Below are 16,634 nucleotides of genomic sequence, written 5' to 3' on the forward strand. Positions count from 1 at the left end.
TCGTATGAGCCTGAAGTCAGTTGAAATGCAGTTTGCAATTCAAAAAAATGACGTTGTCGGGTCAATGCAAAACCAACTGTCTCATAAGCCGGTCCACGATCAGGCCATGTTAGAAGGGGCTGCCACCAAGCAAACGGAGAAAGATCGCGAAGTCAGCTCCAAGTTGGCCAAAACCGCACATTCGAACATTCATGAAGAGCTGCCGCATCAAGGGAGCGGGCCTGCGCTCAAACGCAAAGGCAAAAAAGCCAAGCAGGATGAGCCGGCGGGCAAAGCGAATGAAGGACGGCACCCGTTCAAAGGACATCATATTGACTTTTCGTTATAAAGCGATAGAAAAAAGGTGAACAACATTGGATCAGCCCTGGGTATACATCGTGCTTTTCGGTTTAGTGCTTATCGTGTACGCCAAAATATTGCCGAAAAAAGCCCCCTTGCAGCAGGGAGCTACCGTTAACGAGATCGAAGAGACCATGGAGCATTTTGCGGCGGAAATCGAAGAGCAGAATCAGGCGGTCATCCAGCTATTCACGCAAACAAAACATGAGTACGAGCAGCAGCTGAACAAATTGTCCGGCAGGATTGAATGGCTGGAGAAGCAAAACAACAGTCTTTCGCAAGAGGTGGCCAAGCTGTTGGGAGCGCAGGACCAATGGGACAAGCAGATCGCTCTGCTTGGGACAACCATCTCTTCCGCTCACGAAAAACCGCAGCATTATAGCGTTCCGGCGCCTGCGCCGGCCGAACCGGAGGTTGCCGTACAAACGTCCCCAGAGGCAGAGGAGCCTCCCGTTTCTTTAATGAATATCAAGAAACGTTACGCCGAGTTGTTTGATTTGTACGAGCAGGGGAAATCAACCGATTATATCGCTAAGAAGATGGGGATGAATAAAGGGGAAATCAATCTGATTGTCCAATTGGCCAAACAGGAGGAGAGCCTGCGTGTTTAAAAATAAAACACTCCTCTACGGCCTTGGAATCGGCCTTATTATCGGCTCCTTGTTAGTTCAGCTGATGAATCAGGCTAGAGGTTCCGCCCCGGCGCCTATTCAGACCTCAACGCCGCCGCAAGCATCGGCCAAACCGGCGGACAAGCCGGATGCGAAGCAAGTGAAAGAGCTCGCCAGCCAGTATTATCAAGTTTTTCCGAAAGAGGAGAAGCTGTACACGCAAGCTCAAGCCGATGCGCTTGTGCAGCAAAAAGTCGAGGAAGCCAAAAAGCAGGCTGGCGCAGCAGCAGCGCCTTCAGCTAAAAAGACGTATATTTTTGTCCCGGCGGGGGCTAATTCCACTCAAGTGGCGGATATGCTGTACCAAAGCAGCCTATTGGCTGACCGGAAGGCCTTCGAGGATGCGATGAAGAAAGACCAATTGAGCAGTAGGATTATCGCCGGCTTGCATGTATTCGAAGGACAGCCGAATTTGGATGAAGTCATCGTCAATTTGACAACCCATTAAAACAGCGGGACTCTTTCTCTAATCAGAAAAAGTTCCGCTGTTTTTACGTTATATTCATAAGAAAGGTGAATGTTGCATACAAAAGTGAGTTATGGTATAGTTATTGACGGTGTTAAAACCACACACGCTGGTTAATTCCAATAACGGTGCTTTCTTACATAGGAAGTTTTATTGCGAAGATGAGATCAGCGGCGGAAAACAAAAAAACCATTTTTGAGGAGGTGTGTGAGGATGGCAGTTATCTCCATGAAACAGCTGCTTGAAGCTGGGGTACACTTCGGTCACCAGACCCGTCGTTGGAATCCTAAGATGGACAGATACATCTTCACTGAAAGAAACGGCATTTACATTATCGACCTGCAAAAAACAGTTAAAAAGGTCGAGGAAGCTTACAACTTCGTAAAATCGGTTGCTGGCGAAAACGGCACGATTTTGTTCGTAGGCACTAAGAAGCAAGCTCAAGATTCCGTTAAGGAAGAAGCTGAGCGTTGCGGCATGTACTTTATCAACCAACGTTGGTTGGGTGGTACGCTCACTAACTTCTCCACCATTCAAAAGCGTATTGACCGTTTGCGTCAGCTTGAGAAATGGGAAGAGGACGGCACGTTTGAAGTGCTTCCTAAGAAAGAAGTTATTATCCTGCGCAAAGAAAAAGATCGCTTGGAGAAATTCTTGGGCGGCATCAAAGGCATGAAAGGCCTGCCAAGCGCATTGTTCGTTATAGATCCTCGCAAAGAGCGCATCGCTGTTGCGGAAGCTCGCAAACTTGGTATTCCGATCGTTGGTATCGTTGATACAAACTGCGATCCGGACGAAATCGACTACGTTATTCCGGGTAATGACGACGCGATCCGTGCAGTAAAGCTGTTGACGGCCAAAATCGCCGACGCAGTGATCGAAGCGCACCAAGGCGAAGAAACAACCGCCTAATTGCAACCGGCTTGAATAGTAAATAGGAAAAAGGGTGGTCGGAAGGTGAAAAACCTGTCACCGCCCTTTTTTTAGAGTACATATGATAATTAGAAATGAAAACAATCATTTGGGAGGTCATCCACATATGGCAGTTTCAGCAGCAGCGGTAAAAGAATTGCGCGAAAAAACAGGAGCAGGCATGCTCGATTGCAAAAAAGCGCTTGACGAATCAAACGGCGACATCGAAAAAGCATCCGAGATTTTGCGTGAAAAAGGTCTTGCGGCAGCAGCCAAAAAATCCGGCCGGATTGCAACAGAAGGTCTGGTAGAATCTTATATTCACGGCGCTGGCCGTATCGGCGTTCTGGTTGAAGTCAACTGCGAAACCGACTTTGTTGCCAAAACCGACAACTTCAGAGAATTTGTAAGAGACGTAGCGATGCAAATCGCAGCGGCTAATCCGCTGTTCGTACGCCGCGAAGAAGTTCCAGGCGAAGCGCTTGAGAAAGAACGCGAAATTTTGAAAGCACAAGCTCTGAACGAAGGCAAACCGGCTCATATCGTTGAAAAAATGGTAGATGGCCGTATCGGCAAATACTACGAAGAAAATTGCTTGCTTGAGCAATCGTTCATCAAAGATCCGGACAAAACAATCCAAACGTTGCTGAATGAAAAAATCGCAACCATCGGCGAAAACATCTCCATCCGCCGTTTCGTACGGTTTGAACTGGGCGAAGGTTTGGAGAAAAAGCAAGAAAACTTTGCCGAAGAAGTTATGTCCCAAGTGAATCTGTAATACATGAACTCGTAATAGCGGCAACACGAAAAGAAGGAACACCTTAAGTGTTCCTTTTTTTTCAGGAACCTTAAGATGACGTTTTTGGAAATGGGGGGTTATGAAGTGCAACGTACCAGTTACAAACGGATCATATTGAAGTTGAGCGGCGAGGCGTTAGCCGGACAGCAAGGTTATGGCATCGATTCCGAGATGATCACTTCCATTGCCAACCAGGTCAAAGAAGTGTACGACATGAACGTTGAAGTGGCTATCGTCGTTGGCGGCGGGAATATATGGAGGGGCATCGCCGGCAGCAAAAAAGGCATGGACAGAGCGACTGCCGACTATATGGGAATGCTTGCTACGGTCATGAACGCGCTCGCCTTGCAGGATGCGCTTGAAGCGATTGACGTGCCTACACGGGTGATGGCTTCCATCGCGATGCAGCAAGTTGCCGAACCGTACATTCGCAGACGGGCTATCCGCCATCTGGAAAAAGGCCGGGTCGTAATATTTGCGGCGGGAACCGGCAATCCGTTTTTCTCGACCGATACGACCGCGGCGCTTAGAGCTGCGGAAATTGAAGCGGAAGTTATTTTGATGGCCAAAAATAAAGTCGATGGCGTCTACACGGCCGATCCGTTTAAAGACGCTACCGCTGAAAAATTCGATACGCTTACGTATCTGGAAGTGCTTAATAAAAACCTTGGCGTCATGGATTCGACGGCGTCGTCGCTGTGCATGGACAACAACATCCCGCTGATCGTATTTTCCATTACGGAGAACGGAAACATCAAGCGAGTTGTGCAAGGGGAAAAAATCGGTACCTTGGTGAAAGCGTAAAAAAGGGAGTGTGCTACAATGCCGCAATCGATTAAAAAAAATGCGGAAGAACGTATGGATAAAGCGCTTGGAGCGCTTCGTAAAGACCTCGCCAGCCTGAGAGCAGGGCGTGCCACGCCGTCACTGCTGGACCGGATTCAAGTTGAATATTACGGCGCGTTAACGCCGGTAAATCAGCTTGCCAACATCAATACGCCGGATTCCCGGACGTTGATGATCCAGCCGTGGGACAAAAGTTCGGTTTCCGCGATTGAAAAAGCGATCATGAAATCGGATCTTGGATTGACCCCGTCCAACGACGGTTCATCCATCCGGATTATGATTCCGGCTCTGACAGAGGAGCGCCGCGCAGAACTGGTGAAAATGACTAAGAAGTTTGGCGAAGAAGCGAAAGTTGCGATCCGCAACATTCGACGGGACGCTAACGACGAGATTAAAAAACTCGAAAAAAGCGGAATTTCCGAAGACGAATCGCGTCGTCACCAAGAAGACGTGCAGAAGTTTACGGATAAGTTTACCGCAGAGGTGGATAAAATTTTGGCGGCTAAAGAAAAAGAGATTATGGAAGTATAAGATAAAAGCCCCCGCTCTACTCTAGGGGGCTTTTGAACTTATCATTGTCCTAGTCTTTCCTTATTGGAGGCAAGCATAATGAATCCATGGAAGAGATGGTTTGGGAACAAGGAACCGTTAGACAGCACCGTGCCTGAACTGGATGCGGACAATATTCCCAATCACGTCGCAGTCATCATGGACGGCAACGGCCGGTGGGCTCAAAAACGCGGCTTGCCGCGTGTCGCCGGTCATCACGCCGGGATGAAAAATGTGAAAAAAATAACGATGGCTGCCAATGAGATTGGCGTTAAGATACTAACGCTGTATGCATTTTCAACGGAAAACTGGAAACGGCCGCGCGATGAAGTTGACTTCTTGATGAAGCTGCCGCTTGAGTTTTTTCCTAAGGAAATCGATGAGCTGATCCGGAATAATGTGCAAATCCGCATGACCGGCTGGGAGGAAGGCCTCCCGGATGCCACGTTAAAAGTAATTAAGGATGCGATTGCACGAACGAAAGGCAATACGGGACTCATACTCAATTTTGCGCTAAATTACGGCAGCCGCAAAGAAATGATTGCCGGCATGAAAGCGATGCTCGGCGACATTGAGCAAGGAAAGATCAGTATCGAGGAGATTAGCGAGCAGTCCTTTTCTCAATATTTGCTTACATCGGAGCTGCCGGACCCGGATCTGATGATCCGTACAAGCGGAGAGCAGCGGATCAGCAACTTTATGCTGTGGCAGCTGGCTTATTCGGAGCTTTGTTTTACCGAGTCGTATTGGCCGGAATTCACCGAACAGCATTTTTTTGACGCGGTGAAGGAATATCAAAGCCGAGCGAGACGGTATGGCGGACTGTAGCGTTTCCTTGCACATAAAGTTGGAGGTACGTCCTTGAAGCAGCGAATTGTAACGGGCTTAATCGCCGGAATCGGCTTTCTCATATTATTATTAGCAGGCGGTTATTGGTTTACCGGATTGCTGCTCGTCATGTCCGCTATCGGTTATGATGAGTTTATGCGTATGAATGACTTAAAGCGCTATCCGGTAACCGTCTGGCTGGGGATGCTTGGCGTGCTTTTACTCAGTGTGCCATGGCATTCCGCCGGAGTGCTGCCGCAGATGGGAATGGAGACGTTCGTCTGGACGTTCTTATTTCTTATGCTTGCCGTGACGGTCACCTCGAAAAATAAAGTGACGATCGATCACGCGGCTATGTTTTTTATCGGGATCGTTTATATCGGCTTTGGATTCCACTATATGGCGGAAACCCGGATGTCTCCCGACGGACATGGTTTATTCTGGACGTTCCTTGTGTTTCTGTGCATCTGGTCGACCGATTCGGGAGCTTATTTCACCGGCACGGTCATCGGCAAACATCCGTTGTGGCCTACAATCAGCCCGAAGAAATCGATTGAAGGTTCCCTTGGCGGGATCGTATTATCCGTGGTGGTTGCAATCTGTTTTGCGGTAGCTAAGCCGGAACTGCTAACCATTGGACATGCCGTACTGCTGGGACTCGTTATCGGGATTGTCGGGCAGCTGGGCGATTTGATGCAATCCGCGTATAAACGGGTCAAAGGCATCAAGGATACCGGGACCATTTTGCCGGGACATGGCGGGGTGCTGGACCGCGTGGACAGCTGGCTGATCGTATTTCCGGCCGTCCATATGCTCTCCTTGATTCCCCATTAAAGTCAAGCCTGAGGTGTAATTGTTATGAAACGAATAGCCATTTTAGGCTCAACAGGTTCTGTGGGCACACAGACGTTGGATGTCATTGCCCATCATCCGGAGCGCTTTACGGTGGAAGGCATCGCCGGCGGAACAAACCTGCCGCTTCTGATCGAGCAGGCGAAACGTTTTAAGCCGCGCAAAGTTTCCGTTTCGACCAAGGCGCTTGCGGACGAGCTGCGTTTACATATTTCGGAAGCGGAAGTGTTGTATGGAGAAGCGGGACTGACGGAAATTGCAGCCGGTACCGATGCCGATTTTGTGGTAACCGCGGTAGTGGGAAGCCAAGGCCTCAGGCCTACGCTAGCTGCAATTGACGCAGGCAAGCAGATTGGATTAGCCAACAAAGAGACGCTTGTCAGCGCAGGTCATATTGTCACGGACCTGGCCCGTAAGCGGGGCGTCAAGCTGCTTCCGATCGATAGCGAGCATTCGGCGATTTTTCAATGTTTGAACGGCGAAAGTCACGAACGGATTCGTAAGATCACATTGACGGCATCAGGCGGCTCGTTTCGCGATCGTACACGAGATGAACTTCAGCATGTCACCGTGCAGGATGCGCTGAAACACCCGAATTGGTCCATGGGCGCGAAAATTACGATTGACTCGGCCTCTATGGTAAATAAAGGGCTGGAAGTCATTGAAGCCCACTGGCTGTTCGGGCTGCCTTATGATCGGATCGATGTGCTGATTCATCCGGAGAGCATCGTGCATTCGTTTGTGGAGTTTACCGACCACAGCATTATCGCCCAGATGGGCAATCCGGACATGCGGGTGCCGATTCAGTATGCGCTGACCTATCCGGATCGGCTGGAAACGCCTTCGAAACCGCTGGATTTAACGGAGACAGGCAAGCTGGTCTTCCGTAAAATGGATTTTGAGCGTTTCCCGTGCCTAAGAATGGCGTATGACAGCGGAAGGGCCGGCGGAACGATGCCAACGGTATATAATGCAGCTAATGAAGTGGCGGTATCCCGTTTTTTAAACGGAGACATTGGTTTTCTGCAGATCGAGCATGTTATCGAACAGGTGTTGTCCCAACATGCTGCGGTTGCCGCCCCTGATCTGGAGAGCATCATGGCCGCGGATCAATGGGCGAGAACAGCGGCTTCCCGTATGTAAAACTCCTTAACCTTACAAGCATGTTTTATCTTCTATCGTAATATGTTTCTTGAGAAGACGGTTTGCTTGTATTATATTCGTAAATAATGTTAATCTAAGTACATGATGCAACAGGACACATTTGCGAATTAAAGGAGGACGCTGCCACTTGTCTGCGATACAAAACGCTTTTCAAATAGTATTGATGTTTTTCGTGCTTGTCACGATTCATGAATGGGGCCATTTTTATTTTGCCAAAAGGGCCGGTATATTGGTGCGCGAGTTTGCCATCGGTTTTGGACCCAAGCTGATTTCCTTTAAAAAAGGGGAAACCCGCTACACGCTGCGGCTGCTGCCGATCGGCGGTTTCGTCCGGATGGCGGGGGAAGATCCGGAGATCGTGCAGATTCATCCCGGTCAAACGATTGGCGTCAAGCTAACGGACGATGAGGTTACCCATATTTATGTGGACCGGTTGGACCAGTTGGCGGATGCGACGATCGGAACGGTGGAACGGATTGATCTGGAAAAAGATCTTTTTGTCATGCTGAACCTTAACGAGGAAATCGTACGGTTCCCCATCCATCCGCAAGCGCTGATGATCAGCAAAGGTAAAGACACGCAAATTGCGCCGTTGAACCGTCAGTTCGGCAGTAAGCGGGTAGGGCAAAGAGCGCTTTCGATTGTGGCCGGACCGGTGATGAACTTCCTGCTTGCTTTTGTGCTTTTTATGTCTGTGGCATTTATGACGGGTGTACCGGATAAGGTGAAAATCCAAAGCATCGTACCGAGTTCAGCGGCCGAAAAGGCGGGCTTAATGGCGGGTGACTTGATTCTGTCCGTTAACCACGAAGAGATCGGCGCGGACCGCAATAAGCTGACCAGTTTAATTAAAGATTCCGTAGGCAAACCGATGGTATGGGTAGTTGAGCGGAATAAGGAACAGCTTCGCAAGGAAGTGACGCCGGAAGATAAGGGTGGAAGCGGCTTAGTCGGCGTTTCTTTGCTGTTGGAAACACGTCCGTCCGGCGTTTTAGAAGGCGTAAAATATGGCGGAAGCACGATGGTATCGGCAACCGGCTCCATTCTGGACAGCTTTGGCAAGCTGGTTACCCTGCAGTTCAAAATGGACGATCTTGGCGGACCGGTGCGAATCGTTGAATTTACAAGCGAACAGGCAAGCGCCGGGTTTGCGCAATATGTATTTTGGGCGGGACTTCTCAGCTTGTATCTTGGTATTTTTAATTTGCTCCCGTTCCCTGCACTGGATGGCAGCAGACTTGTATTTCTAGGTTTTGAAGCGGTCAGAGGCAAACCGGTTGATCCGAACCGCGAAAGCATGGTGCATTTTGTCGGGTTTGCGATGTTGATGCTGTTGATGATTGCGGTCACTTATAACGATATTTTACGGTTGATGAAAGGGTAGTTGTTCCATGTCGAAGGAGAAACAGTTTGTCAAGGAAATTACACCGCAGAACGAAGACTTTTCCAGATGGTATATCGATGTCATTAAAAAAGCCGACCTGATGAGCTATTCGCCCGTCAGGGGCTGCATTGTGTTTAAGCCGGACAGCTATGAAATTTGGGAATTGATCCAAAAAGAATTGGATGCTAGATTTAAAGAAACGGGTCACCGCAATGCGTATTTTCCAATGTTTATTCCCGAGAGCTTTTTTCAGAAGGAAAAAGAGCACGTGGAAGGGTTTAATCCCGAGCTGCCTTGGGTAACGGAAGCCGGCGGCGAGAAGTTGGAAGAACGTCTGGCCATCCGTCCTACTTCGGAAACGATGATTGGCCATATGTACTCCGAATGGATCAACTCTTACCGCGATTTGCCGGTGCTGATCAACCAATGGGCGAACGTGGTGCGTTGGGAGAAACGTACGCAGCCGTTCCTGCGGACAAGCGAGTTTTTGTGGCAGGAAGGCCATACGGCGCATGAAGACGAAGCGGACGCCCGGCGCGAAACGATGCAGATGCTGGACATTTATCGTGATTTCGCCGAAAATTATTTAGCCATTCCGGTCATCATGGGACAAAAAACTCCTTCCGAGAAATTTGCCGGCGCTGTCGATACCTATTCGATTGAGGCGATGATGAAAGACGGCAAGGCGGTTCAAGCGGGAACTTCTCATTATCTTGGCACTAATTTTGCTGTAGCTTTCGATATTAAGTTCCTTAACCGCGAAAATCAGCATCAATTTTGCCATACGACTTCCTGGGGCGTAAGCACCCGGTTGATCGGGGCGCTGATTATGGTTCACGGCGATGACCGCGGCCTTGCCTTGCCGCCGAAGGTGGCTCCGACACAGGTCGTCATCATCCCGATCGGTCCGGCCAAAACAAGGGAGCAGGTTGTTGCGCGTGCGGACGAGTTGTTCTTAGAGTTAAAGAAAGCAGGCATTCGCGTTAAAGTGGATGACCGCGATCAAAGCCCGGGCTGGAAGTTTAATGAATATGAAATGCGCGGCGTGCCGATTCGTGTGGAAATCGGACCTCGCGATATGGAGAACGGGCAAGTGGTGCTTGTTTCGCGGATTTCCGGAGAGAAACGTATCGTGGCTCAAGCCGATTTTACAGCGGAAATCAATAAAATGCTGGCCGAGATTCACGACCAAATGTTCGAACGCGCCAAGCAGTTCCGCGACGAGCATTACGGAGCGGTGGATACGCTGGATGAGATGAAGCAGTTCCTTGACGAAAAACGCGGTTTCCTGCTGGCCGGTTGGTGTGGTTCCGCCGCTTGCGAAGCGCAGGTCAAAGAAGAAACCGGCGCGACAAGCCGTAACATTCCGTTTTCTCCGTCCGAGCATAAGTCGACTTGTTTGGTTTGCGGGGAAAAAGCCGAGCATACAGTCGTATTCGGGCGGGCGTACTAGGAGCCCGTCCGACGGACTTGTTATTTTGTGAATATGATGTTTGGCGCTCTAGTGATTCCGGAAAAGGGATGGCATTCCACCGCCAATGAAAACTGTTTTTTTTGAATATATTTTAAGGTGAAAACACAGTTTTCAAAAGCGGACGTAAACTTTCCATGCCATTCCCTTTTCCTCCATCACCAGGGGAGTTCATATTCACAAAATATCAAAAAAACGTCGGCGGATCCTAGAGGTAGTAATAAACAGGGCAATAGGTGAGGTTTCCTGTTGCTCTTTTGTTTTGAACAGGGGGAGGACATTCATGAGCAATTTAGCCGTTAAGCGGGAACGCTTTGAGCAGCTGATGAAGCATGCCGAAATTCCAACTGACGTAATCGATTCTTTTTTTGCGGACGGTTATATCGATAGAGTGGAAGTCAGCCGAAAAAATAAAGATTGGACGTTTTATATCGCCCAAAATAAAGTCGTTCCTCGAGATATTTACATTTCATTTTGCAAAATGATCCGCGACAAGTTTACGCATATCGCCAGAATTCAATTTGTGCTGCAATATGCCGACGAGATTGATCGAGCGGAGGTGGCAAGCGAATACTGGGGACTGTTTCTGGAGTGGATCCAACGCGAGAAAGTGTCCGTCAACGGTTGGCTGATGAAGGCGAAAGTAGAGGCTCAAGGCAACGTGCTTACGCTGCTGCTGCTCGACCAGATTGGGCTGGAGCTGGCTAAGAAAAAAAATATCGGGCAGTACATTCATACGTTTTATAAAAATTATTTTACGATTGATTATCAGGTTCGCTTGCAAGTTAACGAATCAAATGAAGAAGAGTTTGAGAAATTCGCCAAGCAGATTGAGCAGGAACAAATCGAAGTCATGCAGGTTCTTACGTCCGGCATGAACGAAAATGAAGCCGATGCGCTCCCGGCCGCCGAGCTGAAGCTGATGGTCGGTTATGAAATTAAAGACCCGCCTGTGCCGCTTCAAGACATTAAAGACGAAGAGAAAAAAGTCGTCCTGCAGGGCATGGTGTTCGGACTGGAAATGAAAGAGCTGAGAAACGGCAGCACGCTGTTTACTTTTAACATAACGGATTTTACCGATTCCTTAATGCTTAAATCGTTTGCCAAAACAAAGGAAGAATTAAAAATATTAAGTTTGCTGGCCAACGGCAAATGGATCAAGGTGAGAGGCCGCGTCGAATACGACCGGTTCATGCAAATCCCTGAGCTTGTGATGATTCCTTCGGATATTAATGAGGTGGTCGCACCGCCGGAACGCAAAGATGATGCCGAGGAGAAACGCGTCGAATTCCATCTGCATACGACGATGAGTCCGATGGACGGCATTACTCCGGTCGATCAGTACATTAAGACGGCGGCCAAATGGGGGCATAAAGCGATAGCGATCACCGATCACGGGGGGGTGCAGTCGTTCCCCGAAGCGAATCACGCCGCACACAAGCACCATATTAAAATCATTTACGGCATGGAAGCCAATGTGATCAATGATTCCGTTCCGGTTGTGATGAACCCGGTAGATCTCGATATTCGCGAGGGCACTTATATTATATTTGACATCGAGACCACCGGTTTGTCCGTAGGGAGCAACAAGATCATCGAAATTGCCGGAGTGAAAATGCAGGGCGGCAAAGAAATCGACCGCTTCGCAACGTTTATCGATCCGCATGAGAAAATTCCTTACAACATTCAGCAGCTGACGAATATCACCGACGAGATGGTGGCGGGGGCGCCGGAGCTTGAGGACATGCTGCCGAAATTTGTCGAGTTTACCCGAGATTCGGTGCTTGTCGCCCACAATGCCCGTTTCGATATGGGCTTTATTCAAGCGAATTTGAAGCGAATGGGCTTGCCGGAGCTGACTAACCCGGTGATCGATACGCTGGAGATGTCGCGCCTCTTGTTCCCGACGATGAAAAATCACCGGCTTAACACGCTGACCGATAAATTTAAAGTCGGTCTCGACAACCATCACCGCGCGATCGACGACTCCATTGCGCTGGGTCATGTGTTGTTTCACCTTATTAAGGAAGCGTCGGAGCAGCGCGGTATTGTCAATTTAAGCAAGCTCAACGATAGCGTCGGTAAAAACTTGGCCACGCAGCGGCCTTTTCACTGCTGTATTTACGCCCAGAATGCGATCGGGAAAAAGAATTTGTTTAAGCTGGTATCGATGTCGCATACCGAATATTTTTACCGGGTGCCCTGCATCCCGAAAAGCAAGCTGGTGGAGATGCGCGAAGGTTTGATTATCGCTTCCGGCTGCGAGAAAGGCGAGTTTTACGAAACCGTGCTGAACAAATCGGCGGAGGAAGCTGAAGCGGTTGCGGCATTTTACGATGTGCTGGAAATCCAGCCGGTGGACGTCAATATGCATCTCGTGGAAAAAGGGCTTGTTGGCAGCAAGCAGCAGCTGGAGGATACGAATCGGGCGATCTGCCGGATCGGCGAGAAGCTGAATAAGCCGGTAATCGCAACCGGCAACGTACACTACTTGCACCCGCGCGAAAAAATTTGCCGCGATATTACGATTCACGGCATTACCGGATTTAGCCCGCTGAAGGATATCCGCAAACCCGACGTGCATTTTCGCACGACGAAGGAAATGCTGGAGCAATTCGAGTATCTCGGCAGCGATAAAGCTTACGAAGTGGTCGTAAAAAACACAAGCGAGCTGGCCGACCGGTTTGAGGAAATTGAGCTGTTTCCGACCAAACTGTTTACGCCGATTATCGATGGGGCCGAAGAGGAAATACGTACGACCTGTTACAACACGGCCAAAAGCATGTACGGGGACGATTTGCCCGAGGTTGTTACCGCAAGGCTGGAGAAGGAACTTGTGCCGATCATCAAATACGGCTTCTCGGCGAACTATTTGATTTCCGAACGTCTGGTGAAAAAATCGAACGCCGACGGTTATCTGGTTGGTTCGCGGGGTTCCGTCGGTTCCTCGGTCGTGGCAACGTTCCTTGGCATTTCCGAGGTTAATCCGCTACCGCCGCATTATTTGTGCTTATCTTGCCAATACAGCGAGTGGATTCTCGACGGTTCGATTCCGAGCGGCTTCGACCTGCAGGATAAAGATTGCCCGAAATGCGGCAGCAGGCTGAAGGGTGAAGGCCAGGACATCCCGTTTGAAACGTTCCTTGGCTTTAAAGGCGATAAGGTTCCCGATATCGATCTTAACTTCTCCGGTGAATACCAGCCGGAGGCGCACAACTTCACCAAGGTGATGTTTGGCGAGAAAAACGTGTTTCGCGCCGGTACGATTGGTACGGTCGCAGAAAAAACGGCGTTTGGTTTCGTCAAGAAATACGAGGAACATCAAGGCAAGCAGTGGCGCGGCGCCGAGCTGAACCGGCTTGCTCAGGGCTGTACCGGCGTTAAACGCAGCACGGGCCAGCATCCGGGCGGCATTGTCGTCGTACCGGACTATATTGAAGTCGACGACATTACCCCGGTCCAGTTCCCGGCCGACGATACAAGCGCGGATTGGAAAACGACGCATTTTGACTATCATGCCTTTGACGCGAATCTGCTCAAGCTTGATATACTCGGACACGACGATCCGACGATGATGCGGATGCTGCAGGATTTGACGGGGGTCGACCCGACGACCATTCCGATGAACGATTCGAAAGTCATGAGCATGTTTAATTCCGTAACGGCGCTAGGCGTGGCGCCGGAAAAGATTCGCACGCCGGTGGCTACCTACGGGGTGCCGGAGATGGGCACGAAGTTCGTGCGTCAGATGCTGGAGGAAGCGAAACCTTCGACCTTTGCCGACTTGCTACAAATATCCGGGTTATCCCACGGTACGGGCGTATGGCTGGACAATGCGCAGGAGCTGATCAAGAAAGGCATCTGTACGATCAAGACAGTAATCGGCTGCCGCGACGACATCATGTTGTATCTGATCTATAAAGCGGGTATGGATGCGGCGCTTGCTTTTAAAATTACGGAAAGCGTGCGTAAAGGCAAAGGGCTTACCGATGAGTGGAAAGATGAAATGAAGAAATGCAAGGTGCCGCTGTGGTATATCGACTCGTGCGAGAAAATCCAATACATGTTCCCGAAGGCGCATGCCGCCGCTTACGTTATTTCCGCGGTGCGGACCGCCTACTTCAAGCTGTATCATCCGATTGCTTATTATGCGACTTATTTCTCGGTGCGGGCGACGGACTTCGAACTGGACCTGCTCTGCCAGGGTTATGACGCGATTCTGAAAAGGCTGATTGAAATCGAGGAGAAAGCGTTCCAGGCGACACCGAAGGAAAAAGCGATGGTTTCCATTCTGGAGATGGCGCTGGAAATGACCGCGCGTGGCTTCAGCTTCAAACCGATCGATTTGTACAAATCGGACGCGACTAAATTTTTGATCGAAGGAGATTCGCTGATTCCGCCGTTTTCGGCTTTGGCAGGGATCGGGGAGAACGCAGCGAAAAATATCGCCGCCGCCAAAAATGAAGGAGCGTTTCTTTCCATCGAGGATTTTCAACAAAAAAGCAAGGCCTCCAAGACGATCGTGGAACTTCTTGGTTCGATGGGTTGTTTCCGCGGCTTGCCGGAATCCAATCAGTTGTCTTTGTTCTAATGTAAATTGGCTATTGTACGCTTACATGGGTTATGGTATAATTTTTTTTGGTAATAATGAGTATAAATGCCGACGTCAGAGAGTGGGGAAACCCACTCTTTACATTTTCATATACACATTCATGTATACAAAATAGGAGGTTTTACGCGCTTGACAAATGAACAAATCAAGTCGATCGTCGAGTCGCTCGTTCAGCCGTATTTGGAGCAGCATGGCTTTGAGCTGGTTGATATTGAGTATGTCAAAGAAGGCAGCAACTGGTTCCTGCGGGTTTTTGTGGACAAGGAGGGCGGCATCGATATCGACGATTGCGGACGGATTAGCGAGTTTCTGAGCGACAAACTCGACGAGAAGGATCCGATTGAATCCGCTTATTTTCTGGAAGTGTCATCTCCCGGAGCGGAGCGCCCCTTGAAGAAAGCAAAAGACTTCGAGAAGGCGGTCGGCGAACATGTGTTTGTTACGACCTATGAGCCAGTGGACGGGATGAAAGAATTTGAAGGCACTCTCGTTTCCTATTCGGAAGACGGGCTTGTTGTGCAGGTCGGAAAAAAAGAACATGTTATTGCGACGGGGCAAGTAGCCGGAGCGCGGCTTGCCATCGTATTTTAACGTTTGATCTATTGAAAGGGGGACCTGAAAATCCAATGAACACGGATTTTATTGAAGCATTATCAGAAATTGAGAGGGAAAAAGGAATCGCCAAGGATGTGCTTGTCGATGCCATTGAAGCGGCTCTTATCTCCGGTTATAAGCGCAATTTTAATACGGCCCAAAACGTGCGTGTGGACATTAACCGTCAAACGGGCCTCATTAAAGTGTTTGCCAGAAAAACAGTCGTGGATGACGTGCTTGATCCAAGGCTGGAAATTTCGCTTCCGGCCTCTAGAGAAATTAACCAAAACTATCAGCTCGGAGATATTGTGGAGTTGGAAGTAACGCCACGCGATTTCGGACGTATTGCCGCTCAGACGGCTAAGCAGGTCGTCACCCAGCGCATCCGCGAAGCGGAGCGGGGACTGATCTACAACGCTTTTGTCGACAAGGAAGACGACATTGTCAACGGCCTCATTCAACGTCAGGATCAGCGCAACTTATACGTCGATCTCGGCAAAATCGAGGCGGTCCTGCCGCTGACCGAATTAATGCCGACCGATAAGTTCAAGCAGGGCGAACGCGTTAAAGCCTACATCACGAAGGTGGAAAATACGACAAAAGGTCCGCAAATCGTGCTGTCCCGCACGCATCCGGGGCTTTTGAAACGGCTGTTCGAGCTGGAGGTCCCGGAAATTTACGACGGTGTTGTGGAAATTAAGTCTGTCGCCCGTGAAGCCGGTTTCCGTTCAAAAATTGCCGTGCACTCGCGCAACAGCGAAGTCGATCCGGTTGGTTCGTGCGTAGGCCCTAAGGGCGTTCGCGTACAGACGATCGTGGGCGAGCTGAAAGGCGAGAAAATCGATATCGTCCATTGGATGGAAAGCGTAGAGGAGTATGTCGCCAATGCGCTCAGCCCGTCCAAGGTGCTGGAAGTACAGGTGTTCGAAGCCGAGAAAATGGCGCGTGTCATCGTGCCGGACTATCAGCTGTCGCTGGCCATCGGGATCAAAGGACAAAATGCCCGTCTGGCCGCGAAGCTGACAGGCTGGAAGATCGATATCAAAAGCGAGACACAAGCCGAGCAGGAATACGGCCGTCCGAAGTCGAGCGGCGACGAAATGCAGCAAAACTCGGTTAGCATCGATTAAGTTCCGCTGCGAGGCGT

15 protein-coding genes are annotated in these 16,634 nt (G+C 49.7%); all 15 read left to right on the top strand.

The features are described from left to right. Positions 1 to 4: 4 nt before the first annotated feature. The 15 genes from EYB31_RS16585 to nusA all read left to right on the top strand — a co-directional run bounded on the left by EYB31_RS16585 (position 5) and on the right by nusA (position 16,617). Positions 5 to 328, top strand: a complete 324-nt coding sequence (locus EYB31_RS16585) for a hypothetical protein (protein WP_131014487.1) — start codon at positions 5 to 7, stop codon at positions 326 to 328. Positions 329 to 353: 25 nt separating this feature from the next. Continuing rightward, positions 354 to 950 (top strand): DUF6115 domain-containing protein, encoded by a 597-nt coding sequence (locus tag EYB31_RS16590; protein WP_131014488.1) that lies wholly within the window; start codon positions 354 to 356, stop codon positions 948 to 950. Then, positions 943 to 1,458 (top strand): hypothetical protein, encoded by a 516-nt coding sequence (locus tag EYB31_RS16595; protein ID WP_131014489.1) that lies wholly within the window; start codon positions 943 to 945, stop codon positions 1,456 to 1,458. The genes EYB31_RS16590 and EYB31_RS16595 overlap by 8 nt, the downstream gene beginning before the upstream one ends. A gap of 231 nt (positions 1,459 to 1,689) precedes the next feature. After that, positions 1,690 to 2,388: a 30S ribosomal protein S2 gene (gene rpsB / locus EYB31_RS16600; protein ID WP_131014490.1), complete on the top strand. Its 699-nt coding sequence runs from the start codon at positions 1,690 to 1,692 to the stop codon at positions 2,386 to 2,388. Between the two features lie 127 nt (positions 2,389 to 2,515). Beyond that, positions 2,516 to 3,166 carry a translation elongation factor Ts gene (gene tsf, locus EYB31_RS16605; protein ID WP_131014491.1) on the top strand — a complete coding sequence of 217 codons (651 nt, stop codon included), beginning with the start codon at positions 2,516 to 2,518 and terminating at the stop codon, positions 3,164 to 3,166. A 105-nt stretch (positions 3,167 to 3,271) separates the two neighbouring features. Beyond that, the gene (pyrH, locus tag EYB31_RS16610; protein WP_131014492.1) at positions 3,272 to 3,991 is read left to right on the top strand and encodes a UMP kinase; all 720 of its coding nucleotides are present in this window, start codon (positions 3,272 to 3,274) and stop codon (positions 3,989 to 3,991) included. An 18-nt stretch (positions 3,992 to 4,009) separates the two neighbouring features. After that, a complete protein-coding gene (frr, locus tag EYB31_RS16615; protein ID WP_131014493.1) occupies positions 4,010 to 4,564 on the top strand; it encodes a ribosome recycling factor in 555 nt (184 codons plus the stop codon). A gap of 78 nt (positions 4,565 to 4,642) precedes the next feature. Then, positions 4,643 to 5,410 (top strand): isoprenyl transferase, encoded by a 768-nt coding sequence (locus EYB31_RS16620; protein WP_131014494.1) that lies wholly within the window; start codon positions 4,643 to 4,645, stop codon positions 5,408 to 5,410. 33 nt (positions 5,411 to 5,443) lie between these two features. After that, on the top strand, positions 5,444 to 6,244 hold the full coding sequence (locus EYB31_RS16625; protein WP_131014495.1) for a phosphatidate cytidylyltransferase: 801 nt from the start codon (positions 5,444 to 5,446) through the stop codon (positions 6,242 to 6,244). 24 nt (positions 6,245 to 6,268) lie between these two features. Beyond that, complete coding sequence (locus EYB31_RS16630) at positions 6,269 to 7,405, top strand: 1-deoxy-D-xylulose-5-phosphate reductoisomerase (protein ID WP_131014496.1); 1,137 nt, start codon at positions 6,269 to 6,271, stop codon at positions 7,403 to 7,405. 148 nt (positions 7,406 to 7,553) lie between these two features. Further along, a complete protein-coding gene (rseP, locus tag EYB31_RS16635) occupies positions 7,554 to 8,810 on the top strand; it encodes an RIP metalloprotease RseP (protein WP_131014497.1) in 1,257 nt (418 codons plus the stop codon). 7 nt (positions 8,811 to 8,817) lie between these two features. Then, positions 8,818 to 10,263: a proline--tRNA ligase gene (gene proS, locus EYB31_RS16640; RefSeq protein WP_131014498.1), complete on the top strand. Its 1,446-nt coding sequence runs from the start codon at positions 8,818 to 8,820 to the stop codon at positions 10,261 to 10,263. Between the two features lie 301 nt (positions 10,264 to 10,564). Further along, positions 10,565 to 14,872: a PolC-type DNA polymerase III gene (locus EYB31_RS16645; protein WP_131014499.1), complete on the top strand. Its 4,308-nt coding sequence runs from the start codon at positions 10,565 to 10,567 to the stop codon at positions 14,870 to 14,872. 150 nt (positions 14,873 to 15,022) lie between these two features. Then, complete coding sequence (gene rimP, locus EYB31_RS16650; protein ID WP_131014500.1) at positions 15,023 to 15,484, top strand: ribosome maturation factor RimP; 462 nt, start codon at positions 15,023 to 15,025, stop codon at positions 15,482 to 15,484. A 35-nt stretch (positions 15,485 to 15,519) separates the two neighbouring features. Then, a complete protein-coding gene (gene nusA / locus EYB31_RS16655; RefSeq protein WP_131014501.1) occupies positions 15,520 to 16,617 on the top strand; it encodes a transcription termination factor NusA in 1,098 nt (365 codons plus the stop codon). The last annotated feature ends 17 nt before the right edge of the window (positions 16,618 to 16,634 follow it).

Source organism: Paenibacillus thalictri (assembly GCF_004307995.1).
GTDB classification, from domain to species: domain Bacteria; phylum Bacillota; class Bacilli; order Paenibacillales; family NBRC-103111; genus Paenibacillus_AF; species Paenibacillus_AF thalictri.

Bases quoted from the DNA above. Each gene is read 5' to 3' on its own strand.
- EYB31_RS16585 (WP_131014487.1), top strand. From the start codon at position 5: ATGAGCCTGAAGTCAGTTGAAATGCAGTTTGCAATTCAAAAAAATGAC.
- tsf (WP_131014491.1), top strand. From the start codon at position 2,516: ATGGCAGTTTCAGCAGCAGCGGTAAAAGAATTGCGCGAAAAAACAGGA.
- proS (WP_131014498.1), top strand. From the start codon at position 8,818: ATGTCGAAGGAGAAACAGTTTGTCAAGGAAATTACACCGCAGAACGAA.
- EYB31_RS16630 (WP_131014496.1), top strand. From the start codon at position 6,269: ATGAAACGAATAGCCATTTTAGGCTCAACAGGTTCTGTGGGCACACAG.
- nusA (WP_131014501.1), top strand. From the start codon at position 15,520: ATGAACACGGATTTTATTGAAGCATTATCAGAAATTGAGAGGGAAAAA.
- frr (WP_131014493.1), top strand. From the start codon at position 4,010: ATGCCGCAATCGATTAAAAAAAATGCGGAAGAACGTATGGATAAAGCG.
- EYB31_RS16620 (WP_131014494.1), top strand. From the start codon at position 4,643: ATGAATCCATGGAAGAGATGGTTTGGGAACAAGGAACCGTTAGACAGC.
- EYB31_RS16645 (WP_131014499.1), top strand. From the start codon at position 10,565: ATGAGCAATTTAGCCGTTAAGCGGGAACGCTTTGAGCAGCTGATGAAG.
- rpsB (WP_131014490.1), top strand. From the start codon at position 1,690: ATGGCAGTTATCTCCATGAAACAGCTGCTTGAAGCTGGGGTACACTTC.